Source organism: Massilia sp. GER05 (assembly GCF_052056005.1).
In the GTDB taxonomy this organism is placed as follows: Bacteria; Pseudomonadota; Gammaproteobacteria; order Burkholderiales; family Burkholderiaceae_D; genus Telluria; species Telluria orientalis.
The window spans coordinates 1209655-1223390 of the sequence record NZ_CP178858.1 but is presented as its reverse complement, the minus strand read 5'-3'; the positions used below and the strand labels follow the sequence as shown (position 1 = coordinate 1223390).

Here is a 13736-nt window from a genome sequence, read left to right as displayed (position 1 = left end):
TCATTCAAAAGCGACGCGTGCCAGGAAGTCGGTTTTCACCACGGTGCGCTCGATCTTCGTATCGGGCCCGATATAGACATCGACGCGGCTGAACGGCCGTTTGATTTCCACGCCGTCGCGGCTGGCGAGTGGCAGGCTCACGTCGATGAAGTAGTCGGCATGGAGACGGCGGGCGGTACGGAACTCGATGCTTGCTCCGGGCGCCAGGTGATCCTTGACGATGTCGTTGTCTTCGTTGAAGAAATAGGTCACGGGCGCGACGGCCTGGGCGGAGTAATGCAGGAAGACGACCGGCAGCGTAACAGCGTTCACGAACAACGCGAGCCATGACGCCACGATCGCCCCGGCGATGGCCAGCAGTGTCTTGCGCATCGATTCGATATTCTTGTCGCAACAGCAGGGCATGCACCGGTGCGCTGGTACCGGCTGACCGAAAGCGACGACGGCCATCCGGACGACCCCGCCTATTTTTTCAAGAAGATCTCCAGCACGAGTTATCCGGCCAGTGCGAAGCTGACGGTCGAGCTGGTGTTGAAAAAAGAAGTGGCCGCCAAATCGAAAAAATAGCGCGAAAAAATAGCGCGAAAAAATAGCGGCGATCAGGACTGTTCCTGCGGCGCCTGCGTCGCCTTGACGAAGATCGGCGCCATCAGTAGCCCGAGTTCGAACAGGAGGCACATCGGAATGGCCAGCGCCAGCTGGCTGACGGCGTCCGGCGGCGTGACGATGGCGGCGATGACGAACGCGCCGACGATGGCGTACGGGCGGATCGAACGCAGCTTCTCGACGCTGACGATGCCCATCCGGACGAGGATCACGACGACCACCGGCACCTCGAACGTGGCGCCGAACGCAAGGCACATGGACATCACGAAGTCGAGGTAGTTCTCGATGTCGGGCATCACGGCGATGGACGTCGGCGAGAAGTTGCCGATGAAGTGGAACACGCGGCCGAACACGAAGAAGTAGCAGAACGCGACGCCCGCGATGAACAGGAACGACGACGAAATCACGAGCGGCAGCACGAGCCGCTTTTCGTGTGCGTACAGCCCCGGTGCGACGAACGCCCACACCTGATAAAAGACCCACGGCAGCGCGAGGATGAAGGCGATCAGCAACGTGACCTTCATCGGCACGAGGAACGGCGAGACGACGCCGGTGGCGATCATCTTGGAGCCGGCCGGCAGCGCGGCCAGCATCGGGGCGGCGAGGAAATCGTAGATCTGTGCCGGGCCCGGCCACAGCATCAGCACGATACAGGCGAGGACGATGCCGTACGTCGCCTTGATCAGGCGGTCGCGCAGCTCGACCAGGTGGGAGATGAAGGTTTCTTCGCCCGCGGTTTCTTCAGTCATCTGGCGCTAGGAGGCGGCGCCCAACGGCGGCCGTCATCAGAAAAATTTGGTGTTGGAAGTGGCGCCGGGACGGAACTTGCGCACGCGTGCGGCGCCGGACAGCACATGCTGGCGCGTGCCCTGGCGGTTCTTGTACCAGGCCGGCATGCTCGACGTCTTCGCCAGCTTCTTGCGGCGGAAGTCGCGCGCCTTGCGCTCGATGTCGTCCGTCGAGGCCGTCGTCGGCATTACGGCCGTGTCGCCGCGCCAGGCAGACTCGACCTCGTCCATGTGGGTCGAGACGGTGTTCTCGACCTCGGACTTGAACGTCTCGACCTCGGACTTGAAGCTTTGCGCGCTGTCCTGGATATCCTTGTGCAGATTGCGCAATTCTTCCATTTCGATCTCGCGCGAGACCTCCGACTTCACGTCGTGCAGGTAGCGCTGGGCGCGGCCGTACAGGGTGCCGGCCATGCGCGCCACCTTAGGCAGTTTCTCGGGGCCAATCACAACCAGCGCCACCGCGCCGATGATGGCGAGTTTGGTAAGACCGAGATCGATCATGCGGGGTCAGGCATGGGATTAATGGCGGGCTTAGCGGCGCGCTTAGTGACGCGTTTTTTCGCGCGCGTCGACGTCGATAGTCGACTTGTCGGCCACCTGCTGCGCGGTCTGTTGCGCCGTCTGGCTGGCGGGCGTCTTGCCGTCTTCATCGCCCTTCATGCCATCCTTGAAACCCTTGACGGCCTTGCCCAGGTCCGAGCCCGCATTGCGCAGCTTGCCCGTACCGAACACCACCACCACCACGACCAGCACGATCAACCAGTGCCAGAGACTCATCGAACCCATTGTTTTCTCCTTGCCGGGCGACAACCCGATCAGCGTAAGCTAAAGCTACGCCAGTATAAGCGGTTTAGGGCCGGAATGCCCTCTTTCCTTTAGGGAATTACGTTCCCAGGCCACGCCACGGACGCGGACCACCATAGACATGCAGGTGCAGGTGATACACCTCCTGCCCGCCGTCCGGACCGACGTTGAACAGCGTCTTGTAGCCGCCGCTGCGCTCGCCGTCCGGGCCGGTTTTCACCGCGATGCCGTGGTCAAGCGCCAGCTTCGGCGCCAGCGCCAGCATCTTGCCCAGCACGGGCGCGTGCGCGTCGGTGCAGTCGGACAGGCTGGCCACGTGCTGCTTCGGGATCACCAGCAGGTGGACGGGCGCGGCCGGGTTGATGTCCTTGAACGCGAGCAGCTCGTCGTCCTCGTACACCACGCTGGCCGGGATCTGCTTGGCGACGATCTTGCAGAAGATACAGTTATCCATGTTCTCTCACATTCTATCGATACGGGATGACGCCGGCGTGACAGCCGGGCTCAGTCTTTCGGGCGCGACGCCTTTTCCTCGATACCGGAAATGCCTTCGCGCCGCGCCAGTTCGTCCAGCACCTGCTGCGGCGTGAGGCCGAACTGCGCCAGCAGGACGATCGAATGGAACCACAGGTCGGCCGTCTCGTACAGCAGCTTCGACGCATCCGCGCCGGCGCGCACGTCCTTCGCGGCCATCACGGTCTCGACGGCTTCCTCGCCGATCTTTTTCAGGATGGCGTCGTCGCCCTTGGCGAACAGTTTCGCGACGTACGAGGCCGTCGGGTCGCCGCCGTTGGCCGGCTTGCGGGATTCGATGACGGCCGCGAGGCGTTCCAGTTGCGTGCTCATGTGTGCGCTATTTCTTCTTCTGGTTGGTGTAGATGGTATCCGGGTCCTGCAGCACGGGCTCGACGCTGTTCCAGTCGCCGTCCTCGAACTTCTGGAAGAAGCAGGAATGGCGGCCGGTGTGGCAGGCGATGCCGCCGGCCTGCTCGACCTTCAGCAGCACCACGTCTTCGTCGCAGTCGAGGCGGATTTCCAGTACTTTCTGCACGTGGCCGGACTCTTCGCCCTTGTGCCACAGCTTCTTGCGCGAGCGGCTCCAGTACACGGCCTCGCCAAGCTCCACGGTCTTGGCCAGGGCTTCGCGGTTCATCCAGGCGAACATCAGGATGTCGCCGGTGGCGGCTTCCTGGGCGATCACCGGCACGAGGCCGTGCTCGTCCCATTGGACTTTCTTGAGCCAGGGCTGGGCCGGGATCGTCGGGGGGGTGGGCGGGGTCACCATGGTCGTCGGTTCCATCAATCAGTCGAGGCGCATCGGGATGCCGCGGTCCGCCATGAAGCGCTTGGCTTCGCCGACCGTGTGCTGCCCGTAGTGGAAGATGCTCGCGGCCAGCACGGCGTCGGCATGCCCTTCCTGCACGCCATCGGCGAGATCCTTCAGGCCGCCCACGCCGCCCGAGGCGATCACGGGAATGCCGACGGCGTCCGACACGGCGCGCGTCAGGCCCAGGTCGAAGCCGGACTTGGTGCCGTCGCGGTCCATGCTGGTCAGCAGCAGTTCGCCGGCGCCCAGGCTTTCCATCTTGCGGGCCCATTCGATGGCATCGATGCCGGTCGCGTTGCGGCCGCCGTGGGTAAAGACTTCCCACTTGCCGGGCGCGACCTGCTTGGCGTCGATGGCGACGACGATGCACTGCGCGCCGTGTTTCTGCGACGCGTCGTACACGAGTTGCGGGTTGGTGACGGCCGAGGTGTTCATCGACACCTTGTCCGCGCCGGCGTTCAGCAGGCGGCGCACGTCCTCGACCTTGCGCACGCCGCCGCCCACGGTCAGCGGAATGAACACGGTCGACGCCACGGCTTCGATGATCGGCAGGATCAGGTCGCGGCCGTCGCTCGAGGCGGTGATGTCGAGGAAGGTGATCTCGTCGGCACCCTGCTCGTTGTAGCGGCGTGCGATCTCGACGGGGTCGCCGGCATCGCGCAGTTCGGTGAAGTTGACGCCCTTGACCACGCGGCCGCCGGTGACGTCCAGGCAGGGGATGATGCGTTTTGCGAGCATAAGATTACTAGGTTAGCGTCGTCCCCGCGAAGGCGGGGACCCAAGTTCTGCATGCGTAGCGTTTGCGCGTGCAAATTGGGCCCCTGCCTTCGCAGGGGCGACGGTTTTGAGGGCGGCGGCCTTGATTACGCCTGCGCGCCCTCGGTGAGTTCATCCGCGCGTTCCTGCGCGCTGGCCAGGTCGAGCGTGCCTTCGTAGATCGAGCGGCCGCAGATCACGCCTTCGATGCCCTCGTCCTGCACGGCGCACAGGGCTTCCACGTCGGCCAGGTTGTGCAGGCCGCCCGAAGCGATGATCGGGATCCTGACGGCCTGCGCCAGGCGCACGGTCGCTTCGATGTTCACGCCGCCCATCATGCCGTCGCGGCCGATGTCGGTGTAGATGATCGATTCCACGCCGTAGCCTTCGAATTTCTGGGCCAGGTCGATGACTTCGTGGCCGGACATCTTGCTCCAGCCGTCGGTCGCGACCTTGCCGTCCTTGGCATCCAGGCCGACGATGATGCTGCCCGGGAAGGCGCCGCAGGCGTCGTGCAGGAAGCCCGGGTTCTTGACGGCCGCGGTGCCCACGATGATGTAGGTGATGCCGTCGTCCAGGTAGCGCTCGATGGTGTCCAGGTCGCGGATGCCGCCACCCAGCTGGACCGGGATCTCGTCCAGGTCGTTGTCTTCGGCGTACTCCTGCACGACTTGCAGGATCGATTTGATCGCCTCTTCGTTCTTCGGTTTGCCCGCGAACGCACCGTTCAGGTCGACCAGGTGCAGACGGCGCGCACCCTTCTTGAGCCAGTGCAGCGCCATCTCGGCGGGATCTTCGGAGAACACGGTGGCGAGTTCCATGTCGCCCTGTTTCAGGCGAACGCAGTGACCGTCTTTCAGGTCGATGGCGGGGATCAGCAGCATGGTCGTAGTCGGTTGATTAGGTAACTCAGGGATTCCAGTGGACGAAATTGCGATACAGGCGCAGGCCGGCGGCCGCGCTTTTCTCGGGGTGGAACTGGGTGGCGACGATGTTGTCGCGCGCGACCGCGCAGCAGAATTGTCCGCCGTAGTCGGTCTCGCCGATGGCGTCCTGCGCCTCGGCGGGCTGCGCGTAATAGCTGTGCACGAAATAAAAATAGCTGTCCGGGGCGACGCCGTCCCACAGCGGGTGGGCACGCTTCTGGTGCACGCGGTTCCAGCCCATCTGCGGCACCTTGAAGCGCGAGCCGTCGGCCTGCAGCTTGCCGTCGAGTTCGAAGCGCACGACCTTGCCCGGCAACAGGCCCAGGCCGGGCACGCCGCCGTTCTCGTCGCTCGAATCGAACAGCATCTGCTCGCCCACGCACACGCCCATCATCGGACGGGTTTTCGCCGCGCGCAGCAGGGCGTCCTCGACGCCCGATTCACGCAGGCTGCGCATGCAGTCGCGCATGGCGCCCTGGCCGGGCAGGACGATGCGATCGGCCGCGTCGATGGCGGCCGCGTCGCCGGAAATCTGGACGTCGGCTTCGGGCGCGACGGCGCGCAGGGCCTGCGCAACCGAACGCAGGTTGCCCATGCCGTAGTCGACAACAACAATCTTGTTCATGATTCTCTTTACAGGCTGCCCTTGGTGGACGGGATCGTGCCCGCGGCGCGCGCATCCAGCTCGGACGCCATGCGCAGCGCGCGGCCGAACGCTTTGAAGACGGTCTCGCACTGGTGGTGCGCGTTCACGCCGCGCAGGTTATCCACGTGCAGCGTCACGCCCGCATGGTTGACGAAGCCGCGGAAGAACTCGATGGTGAGATCGACGTCGAAGCGGCCGATGGTCGCGCGGGTGAACGGCACGTGCCATTCCAGGCCCGGGCGGCCGGAAAAGTCGATCACGACGCGCGACAGCGCTTCGTCCAGCGGGACGTACGCATGGCCGTAGCGGCGGATGCCTTTCTTGTCGCCGATGGCCTTGGCGACCGCCATGCCCAGCGTGATGCCCGTGTCCTCGACGGTGTGGTGGTCGTCGATGTGCAGGTCGCCGACGGCCTCGACTTCGAGGTCGATCAGGCCGTGGCGCGCGATCTGGTCCAGCATGTGGTCGAGGAACGGCACCCCGGTATTGAGTTTCTGGCGGCCGGTGCCGTCCAGGTTGAGCGCGACGCGGATCTGCGTCTCGCTGGTGTTGCGCGTGATTTCTGCGGTGCGGGTCATTGCAAGGTGCTCGGCGGTGTTCAGGCTTGCAGCGAAGCCTTCAGGGCATTCAGGAATACGGAGTTTTCTTCCGGGGTGCTGACCGTCACACGGATGCAATTGGCCAGCAATTCATGCATTCTACTCAAATTTTTAATCAACACCCGTTCTGCGAACAGTTTAGCGCAGGTCTTTTCAGCGTCGGGTACGCGCAAGGTGATGAAATTGGCACTCGACGGGAACACGGTCACGCCCGGCAGCGCGGCCATGGCGGCGGCCAGTTCCGTGCGCGCCTCGTTCAAACGGGCGGCCTGCTCGTCCAGCACTTCGACGTGGTCGAGCGCGAATTCGGCCGCCACCTGCGTCAATACGTTGACATTGTACGGCGGCCGCACCTTGTCGAACTGTTCCAGCAGCGCCGGTGCGGCAGCGAGGTAGCCCAGGCGGATGCCGGCCAGGCCCAGCTTCGACAGCGTGCGCATCACGACCAGGTTCGGATACTGCGGCAGCTTGTCCATGAAGCTCGTGCGGGCGAACGGGTGATACGCCTCGTCGGCCACGACGATGCCGTTCTCGCCCAGCGCGTCGATGATCGCGACCATGTCGGCTTCATCGTACAGGTTGCCGGTCGGGTTGTTCGGGTAAGCCAGGAACACGAGGCTCGGCTTGTGCTCGGCGATCGCGGCCAGCATGGCGGCGCGGTCCAGCGAGAAGTCGGCCTTCAACGGCACGCCGACGTAATCCATGCCCGCGAACTGGGCGGAGCGCTGGAACATGACGAACGCCGGGCTCGGTGCCAGCACGACCGCGCGTTTGTCCTGCCGCGAGCAGGCGGTGCACAGGATGGAGATGATCTCGTCCGAGCCGTTGCCGAGGATGACGTCGAAGCCGGCCGGCACGCCGAGGTTGGTACGGATCTTTTCCTTCAGCGTGCTGTACGACGCCAGCGGATAGCGGTTCAGGACGGCGTCCGCCAGGCGCTGGGCCAGTTCCCCGCGCAGCGCATCCGGCAGCTGGTACGGGTTTTCCATCGCGTCGAGCTTGATGTAGCCGCTCGAATCCGGCACGTTGTAGATATGGCCGGCACGGACGTCCTCGCGGATCGTGTTGGCGATGAGCTTGTCGATGCTGGTCATTCCTGGTTCACTCCTTCGGTGGTGGCGTCCACACGGACGCCCTTGCGTTGTTTCCTGGTGGCCGGCTGCGCGGGAGCGGACAAGCGTTCCGCGATGGTCGCGCAGTAGGCGGGGTTCAGCTCGAAACCGGTGAAATGCCGGCCGAGGCGTTTGGCGGCCAGTGCCGTCGTGCCGCTGCCCATGAACGGGTCGAGCACGACGCCGCCCGGCGGGCACGACGCCTTGACCATGCGCTCGATGATCTCGAGCGGTTTCTGGGTCGGATGGTCGACCCGTTCCGCATGTTCGCGATGCAGGCGCGACACGCTCCACAGGTCCTTCGGGTTGTAACCCACTTCCAGCCACTTGGCGCCCACGAAGATCGAGCGCGATCGCGCCTTCTTCGTCTCGGCGTCGTACGGGATACGCACGGAGTCCAAGTCGAAATAATAATCCTTGCGCTTCACGAAGAAGCCGATGGTGTCGTGCACCGAGCTGAAGCTCCTGGTGCTGCCCCCCATCGAGGGGACGCGGCGGTCCCAGATGATCTCGTTCATCATCGTCATGCGCCGCTTGAGCATGACGAAGATCTCGGGCGCGAAGCGCCACGTGAGAAAGATGTACAGGCTGCCGTTGTCTTTCAGCTTCGGCAGCGCACAATCGATCCAGCGCTCGGTCCACGCGAGGTAATCCTCCACGCTCTGCTGGTCCGAGCCGTTGCCGTAATCCTTGCCGAGATTATAAGGCGGGTCCGTCAGGATCAGGTCGATGCTGCCGTCGGGGATGCGCGCCATGCCGGCCAGCGCATCCTCGCAGAAGACCTGATCGAGCCAGGCCGTCATGATTCCGATTGGATCCTGAGCTCTGCGCTGCGCGCATGCGCCTGCAGGCCCTCGCCGTACGCGAGTTCGGCCGCGACACGGCCCAATGTTTGCGCGCCGGCCTGCGACACGAACAGGATCGACGAGCGCTTCTGGAAATCGTACACGCCCAGCGGCGACGAGAAGCGCGCCGTGCGCGACGTCGGCAGCACGTGGTTCGGGCCGCAGCAATAATCGCCCAGCGATTCGGACGAGAAGCGGCCCAGGAACATCGCGCCGGCGTGACGGATTTTATCGGCCCACTGCTGCGGCTCCTCGGCGGAGATCTCCAGGTGCTCGGCCGCGATGGCGTTCGCGATCGCGCACGCTTCATCCATGTCGCGCACCTTGATCAGCGCGCCGCGGTCCGTCATCGACGTGGCGATGGTGTCCTTGCGCGGCATCGTCGGCAGCAGTTTATGAATGCTCGCTTCGACTTGCGCGATGTAGCCGGCGTCGGGGCACAGCAGGATCGCCTGCGCCAGCTCGTCGTGCTCGGCCTGCGAGAACAGGTCCATCGCGACCCAGTCCGGGTCCGTCGTGCCGTCGCACAGCACGAGGATTTCCGACGGGCCCGCGATCATGTCGATGCCCACCGTGCCGAACACGCGGCGCTTGGCGGCGGCGACGTACGCATTGCCCGGGCCGACGATTTTATCCACCGGCGGAATGGTCGCCGTGCCGTAAGCCAGTGCGCCGACGGCCTGGGCGCCGCCGATCGTGATCACGCGCGTCACGCCGGCGATGGCGGCGGCCGCGAGTACCATGCGGTTCTTGACGCCGTCCGGCGTCGGCACGACCATCACGATTTCCTTCACGCCCGCGACCCTGGCAGGGATCGCGTTCATCAGCACGGACGACGGATACGCGGCCTTGCCACCCGGGACGTAGATGCCCACGCGGTCCAGCGGCGTGACGCGCTGGCCCAGCACCGTGCCGTCAGGCTCGGTGTACGTAAAACCGTTCAGTTCCTGCTTCTGGCGCTCGTGGAACACGCGGATGCGCTCCGCGGCCGTGCGCAGTGCCGCACGTTGCGATTCCGGCAGCGACGCCAGGGCTTCATCCAATTCGGACTGGCCGATATCGAGGGCAGCCATGCTCGTGGCGCCGCCATTCGGGATGCGATCGAACCTGTTCGTGTATTCCAGCACGGCGGCGTCGCCGCGCGCCTTCACGTCGGCGAGGATCTTCGCCACGGCGGTTTCGATGGCGTCGTCGGTCTCCGCTTCGAACGCGAGCAGGTTGCTGAGAGTCTGCTGGAAATCGGCGGCGGTGGAATCGAGTTTGCGGATCGTGATGGACATGGTCGTTAGCATTGCTGCTGCTTGGACGCGCGGTCGAACGCGTCGATGATCGGTTGCAGGCGCTCGCGCTTCAGTTTCAGCGCGGCCTGGTTGACGACGAGGCGCGACGAGATCTCCATGATCTTTTCGACTTCAACGAGATTGTTGGCGCGCAGCGTGCCGCCCGTCGACACGACGTCGACGATGGCGTCGGACAGGCCGACCAGCGGCGCCAGCTCCATCGAGCCATACAGTTTGATGAGGTCGACATGCACGCCCTTCTTGGCGAAGTGCTCGCGCGCCGTGTGCACGAACTTGGTGGCCACGCGCAGGCGCGCGCCCTGGCGCACGGCGTTGTCGTAGTCGAAGCCGGCGTTGGCGGCCACGGACATGCGGCAGCAGGCGATGCGCAGGTCGATCGGCTGGTACAGTCCTTCGCCGCCGTGCTCGAGCAGCACGTCCTTGCCGGCCACGCCGAAGTCGGCGGCGCCATGCTGGACATAGGTCGGCACGTCGCTGGCGCGCACGATCAGCACGCGGATGCCGGGATCGTTGGTGGCGAGGATCAGCTTGCGCGAGGTTTCCGGATTTTCCAGCACCTCGATGCCGGCCGCGGACAGCAGCGGCAGCGTGTCTTCGAAGATGCGGCCCTTCGAGAGGGCGAGGATCAGCTGCGAGCTGTCCCGAGTAGTGTCGTTCATGTGACTGCGTTCGTTTTAGACCCGTCATTCCCGCGCACGCGGGAATCCATGCTGAGCTTCCGAGTTAGGTCAACGAGGATTCGACGAATCGGCTGTCGGAGCCTCAGTATGGGTTCCCGCTTTCGCGGGGACGACGTTGTTTTATTTAATACGGACGATATCCGCGCCCACCGCCGACAACTTCGCCTCCATCCGGTCATACCCGCGATCGAGGTGATAGATGCGGTCGACGAGGGTCGTGCCCTCGGCGGCCAGGCCGGCGATCACGAGGGAGGCCGAGGCGCGCAGGTCGGTCGCCATCACGGGCGCGCCCACGAGGCGGTCGACGCCCTTGATGAAGGCCGTGTTGCCCTCGGTGGAGATCTGCGCGCCCAGGCGGTTCATTTCCTGCACGTGCATGAAGCGGTTTTCGAAGATGGTTTCGGTGACGCGGCTCGAGCCGTTCGCGATCGTGTTCACGGCCATGAACTGGGCCTGCATGTCGGTCGGGAAGCCCGGGTATTCCGTGGTACGGAACGACACCGGTTGCGGACGGCCGTCCATGCGCGCGCGGATGCTGTCGCCTTCCACGGTCAGCTGGACGCCCATCTCGCGCAGCTTGTCGATGGCCACGTCGAAGATGTCGGTGCGGGTGCGGGTGATGCGGATGTCGCCGCCCGTCGCCGCGACGGCGCACAGGAACGTCGCCGCTTCGATGCGGTCGGAAATGACGCCGTGTTCGGTGCCGTGCAGGCTGTCGACGCCCTGGACCACGAGGCGGTCGGTGCCGATGCCGTCGATCTTCGCGCCCATCGCCACGAGCATGTTCGCGAGGTCCGTCACTTCCGGTTCGCGCGCGGCGTTTTCCAGGATCGTCTCGCCGTCGGCCAGCGTGGCGGCCATCAGCAGGTTCTCCGTGCCCGTCACGGTGATCATGTCCGTGTGGATGCGGGCGCCCTTCAGGCGCGATGCCTTCGCGTAGATGTAGCCGCCCTCGATCGTGATGTCGGCGCCCATCTGGCGCAGGCCCTTGATGTGCTGGTCGACGGGGCGCGAACCGATCGCGCAGCCGCCCGGCAGCGACACCTTGGCTTCGCCGAAGCGCGCCAGCATCGGGCCCAGCACGAGGATCGACGCGCGCATCGTCTTCACCAGTTCATAAGGTGCGACGAGGGTGTTGATGGCGGAGCCGTTCAGCACGACGTTCTCGTCGTCCTGCGTGACCTTCAGGCCGGTCTGCTCGAGCAGGCGCAGCATCGTGCGCACGTCGTGCAGGCGCGGCACGTTCGACAGCGCGAGGTCGCCGGCCGTCAGCAGGCCCGCGCACAGGATCGGGAGCGCCGCGTTCTTGGCGCCCGAGATGGGGATGTCACCGTTCAGGCGCTTGCCGCCGACGATCTGGAGCTTGTCCATTGATTATCCTTGGCTCAGTTACCGTATTCGTCCGGGGTCAGCGTCTTCATCGACAGCGCGTGGATTTCCTCACGCATGCGGTCGCCCAGGGCGGCGTAGACGATCTGGTGGCGCTGGATGCGGCTCTTGCCGGCGAACGCGGGCGAGACGATGACGGCGCTGAAATGCTGGCCATCGCCCTCCACTTCCAGGTGGGTGCATTCCAGGCCCTTTTGGATGTAGCCGTGGATGAGTTCGGGTGTAGTAACCATGTTTTTTCAGTGACGCAGCTTGTAGCCGCGGCGAAGCAGATTGATTGCGATAGCGGCCAAGGCCACGAAGAAGACGGCGACGATTGCCAGGCTGGTCCAGGGCGACACGTCGGACTGGCCAAAGAAACCATAGCGGAACCCGTCAATCATATAAAAGAACGGGTTGAAATGCGAGACTGCAAGCCAGAACGGCGGAAGTTTCTTAATGGAATAGAACACCCCGGCCAAAAATGTTGCAGGCGTGATCAAAAAGTTCTGGAATGCGGCCAGCTGGTCGAATTTTTCCGCCCAGATGCCGGCGATGACGCCCAGCGTGCCCAGGATGCCGGCGCCCAGCAGCGCGAACACGATGATCCACAGCGGCGCGACGAACGACAGGTGCGCGAACCACGCCGTGATCATGAACACGCCCAGGCCGACGGCCAGCCCGCGCACGACGGAGGCCGTCACGTATGCGGACAGGATCTCCACGTGCGACAGCGGCGGCAGCAGGATGAACACGAGGTTGCCCGTGATTTTCGACTGGATCAGCGACGACGACGAGTTCGCGAACGCGTTCTGCAGCACGCTCATCATCACGAGGCCGGGGACGAGGAACGACGTGTAGCTGACGCCGTCGAGCATCTCGACGCGACCGTCGAGCACGTGGCCGAAGATCAGCAGATACAGCATCGCGCTGACGACGGGCGCGGCGATGGTCTGCGTCGCGACCTTCCAGAAGCGCAGGATTTCTTTATAAAACAGGGTACGGAAACCCACGGAAAACGCGTTCATCGTACCGGGCTCCCTTCCATGATCTGGATAAAAATGTCTTCCAGGTCGGCCTGCTGCAGCTGCATCTCGTCGATCTCGGCGCCGGATTCGCGCAGGCGCGCGAGGATGCCCTCCACTTCGCTGTACTCGTTCACGCGCAGGGTGTATTTGTTGCCGCCGTTATGTTCGTCATGGGCGACGAGGTGGCGCAGGCCTTCCGGCAGGCCGCCGTGCTTCAGGTGCACGACAAGCGACGAGCCGGACACGCGGCGCAGCAGCTGCGACATGGTGTCCAGCGCGACGACGTTGCCCGTCTTGAGCATGGCCACGCGCTGGCACATGGCCTGCGCTTCTTCCAGGTAGTGCGTCGTCAGGACGACCGTATGACCCTCGCGGTTCAGGCGCGCGATGAACTTCCACAGCGTCTGGCGCAGTTCGACGTCGACGCCGGCCGTCGGTTCGTCGAGCACGATCACGGGCGGTTTATGGACGAGGGCCTGGGCGACGAGCACGCGGCGCTTCATGCCGCCGGACAGCGCGCGCATGTTGACGTCCGCCTTGGGCGTGAGGTCGAGGTTTTCCATGACCTCGTCGATCCATGGATCGTTGTTCTTCAGGCCGAAATAGCCCGATTGCAGGCGCAGGGTCTCGCGCACGGTGAAGAACGGGTCGAACACGAGTTCCTGCGGCACGACGCCCAGCTTCATGCGCGCGTCGCGAAAATCCTTCACGACGTCGTGGCCGTGGATGCGCACGCTGCCGACGTCCGGACGAATGAGGCCGGCGATGGTCGAAATCAGGGTCGTCTTGCCGGCGCCATTCGGGCCGAGGAGGCCGAAGAATTCGCCTTGTTCGATGTTCAGTGAAACGCCCTTGAGGGCCTTGAAGCCCTTGTAGCTTTTCTCGACGCTGTCGATCTGGATGGCTGCTGTCATGCGTTGGGGATCCGAAGGACCGGAACCGTGCGG

At 64.4% G+C, this 13736-nt stretch carries 20 protein-coding genes; 1 reads left to right on the top strand and 19 read right to left on the bottom strand.

Translation table 11 applies throughout. The features are described from left to right. Entirely contained in the window at window positions 1-372 is a 372-nt protein-coding gene (locus ACL58G_RS05495) for a hypothetical protein (RefSeq protein WP_440965609.1), read from the bottom strand. A 39-nt stretch (window positions 373-411) separates the two neighbouring features. Between ACL58G_RS05495 and ACL58G_RS05490 the strand changes: the two genes are divergently transcribed. Further along, window positions 412-567, top strand: coding sequence for a hypothetical protein (locus ACL58G_RS05490; RefSeq protein ID WP_440965608.1), 156 nt, complete (start codon window positions 412-414; stop codon window positions 565-567). 32 nt (window positions 568-599) lie between these two features. Here the strand turns inward: ACL58G_RS05490 and tatC are convergent, their stop codons facing one another. The 18 genes from tatC to ACL58G_RS05400 form a co-directional block, all read right to left on the bottom strand. Beyond that, window positions 600-1355: a twin-arginine translocase subunit TatC gene (gene tatC, locus ACL58G_RS05485; RefSeq protein WP_371763190.1), complete on the bottom strand. Its 756-nt coding sequence runs from the start codon at window positions 1353-1355 to the stop codon at window positions 600-602. A gap of 36 nt (window positions 1356-1391) precedes the next feature. Next, window positions 1392-1898: a Sec-independent protein translocase protein TatB gene (gene tatB, locus ACL58G_RS05480; RefSeq protein WP_056126151.1), complete on the bottom strand. Its 507-nt coding sequence runs from the start codon at window positions 1896-1898 to the stop codon at window positions 1392-1394. A 42-nt stretch (window positions 1899-1940) separates the two neighbouring features. Further along, entirely contained in the window at window positions 1941-2183 is a 243-nt protein-coding gene (tatA, locus tag ACL58G_RS05475; protein ID WP_056126149.1) for a Sec-independent protein translocase subunit TatA, read from the bottom strand. Window positions 2184-2280: 97 nt separating this feature from the next. After that, window positions 2281-2655, bottom strand: a complete 375-nt coding sequence (locus tag ACL58G_RS05470) for a histidine triad nucleotide-binding protein (RefSeq protein WP_413381114.1) — start codon at window positions 2653-2655, stop codon at window positions 2281-2283. A 50-nt stretch (window positions 2656-2705) separates the two neighbouring features. Then, window positions 2706-3047, bottom strand: coding sequence for a phosphoribosyl-ATP diphosphatase (locus ACL58G_RS05465; protein ID WP_371763189.1), 342 nt, complete (start codon window positions 3045-3047; stop codon window positions 2706-2708). Between the two features lie 7 nt (window positions 3048-3054). Continuing rightward, on the bottom strand, window positions 3055-3486 hold the full coding sequence (hisI, locus tag ACL58G_RS05460) for a phosphoribosyl-AMP cyclohydrolase (protein WP_056126210.1): 432 nt from the start codon (window positions 3484-3486) through the stop codon (window positions 3055-3057). A gap of 18 nt (window positions 3487-3504) precedes the next feature. Then, the gene (gene hisF / locus ACL58G_RS05455) at window positions 3505-4266 is read right to left on the bottom strand and encodes an imidazole glycerol phosphate synthase subunit HisF (RefSeq protein ID WP_413337547.1); all 762 of its coding nucleotides are present in this window, start codon (window positions 4264-4266) and stop codon (window positions 3505-3507) included. Between the two features lie 125 nt (window positions 4267-4391). After that, on the bottom strand, window positions 4392-5168 hold the full coding sequence (gene hisA, locus ACL58G_RS05450) for a 1-(5-phosphoribosyl)-5-[(5-phosphoribosylamino)methylideneamino]imidazole-4-carboxamide isomerase (RefSeq protein WP_413381112.1): 777 nt from the start codon (window positions 5166-5168) through the stop codon (window positions 4392-4394). A 25-nt stretch (window positions 5169-5193) separates the two neighbouring features. After that, entirely contained in the window at window positions 5194-5835 is a 642-nt protein-coding gene (hisH, locus tag ACL58G_RS05445; RefSeq protein WP_413337549.1) for an imidazole glycerol phosphate synthase subunit HisH, read from the bottom strand. Between the two features lie 8 nt (window positions 5836-5843). Continuing rightward, window positions 5844-6434 carry an imidazoleglycerol-phosphate dehydratase HisB gene (gene hisB / locus ACL58G_RS05440; RefSeq protein ID WP_036233394.1) on the bottom strand — a complete coding sequence of 197 codons (591 nt, stop codon included), beginning with the start codon at window positions 6432-6434 and terminating at the stop codon, window positions 5844-5846. Window positions 6435-6454: 20 nt separating this feature from the next. After that, window positions 6455-7549, bottom strand: a complete 1095-nt coding sequence (gene hisC / locus ACL58G_RS05435) for a histidinol-phosphate transaminase (protein WP_440965604.1) — start codon at window positions 7547-7549, stop codon at window positions 6455-6457. After that, window positions 7546-8370 carry a DNA-methyltransferase gene (locus ACL58G_RS05430; protein ID WP_440965602.1) on the bottom strand — a complete coding sequence of 275 codons (825 nt, stop codon included), beginning with the start codon at window positions 8368-8370 and terminating at the stop codon, window positions 7546-7548. Before ACL58G_RS05430 ends, hisC begins: the two co-directional genes overlap by 4 nt. Beyond that, the gene (hisD, locus tag ACL58G_RS05425; RefSeq protein WP_413381106.1) at window positions 8367-9692 is read right to left on the bottom strand and encodes a histidinol dehydrogenase; all 1326 of its coding nucleotides are present in this window, start codon (window positions 9690-9692) and stop codon (window positions 8367-8369) included. Before hisD ends, ACL58G_RS05430 begins: the two co-directional genes overlap by 4 nt. A gap of 5 nt (window positions 9693-9697) precedes the next feature. Then, window positions 9698-10372: an ATP phosphoribosyltransferase gene (hisG, locus tag ACL58G_RS05420; protein ID WP_413337553.1), complete on the bottom strand. Its 675-nt coding sequence runs from the start codon at window positions 10370-10372 to the stop codon at window positions 9698-9700. 141 nt (window positions 10373-10513) lie between these two features. Further along, window positions 10514-11764 carry a UDP-N-acetylglucosamine 1-carboxyvinyltransferase gene (gene murA, locus ACL58G_RS05415; RefSeq protein WP_413381102.1) on the bottom strand — a complete coding sequence of 417 codons (1251 nt, stop codon included), beginning with the start codon at window positions 11762-11764 and terminating at the stop codon, window positions 10514-10516. Window positions 11765-11778: 14 nt separating this feature from the next. Then, entirely contained in the window at window positions 11779-12015 is a 237-nt protein-coding gene (locus ACL58G_RS05410; protein ID WP_105380128.1) for a BolA family protein, read from the bottom strand. Window positions 12016-12021: 6 nt separating this feature from the next. Next, a complete protein-coding gene (locus ACL58G_RS05405) occupies window positions 12022-12789 on the bottom strand; it encodes an ABC transporter permease (RefSeq protein ID WP_413381099.1) in 768 nt (255 codons plus the stop codon). After that, window positions 12786-13703: an ABC transporter ATP-binding protein gene (locus ACL58G_RS05400; RefSeq protein WP_413381097.1), complete on the bottom strand. Its 918-nt coding sequence runs from the start codon at window positions 13701-13703 to the stop codon at window positions 12786-12788. Before ACL58G_RS05400 ends, ACL58G_RS05405 begins: the two co-directional genes overlap by 4 nt. Window positions 13704-13736 lie beyond the last annotated feature (33 nt).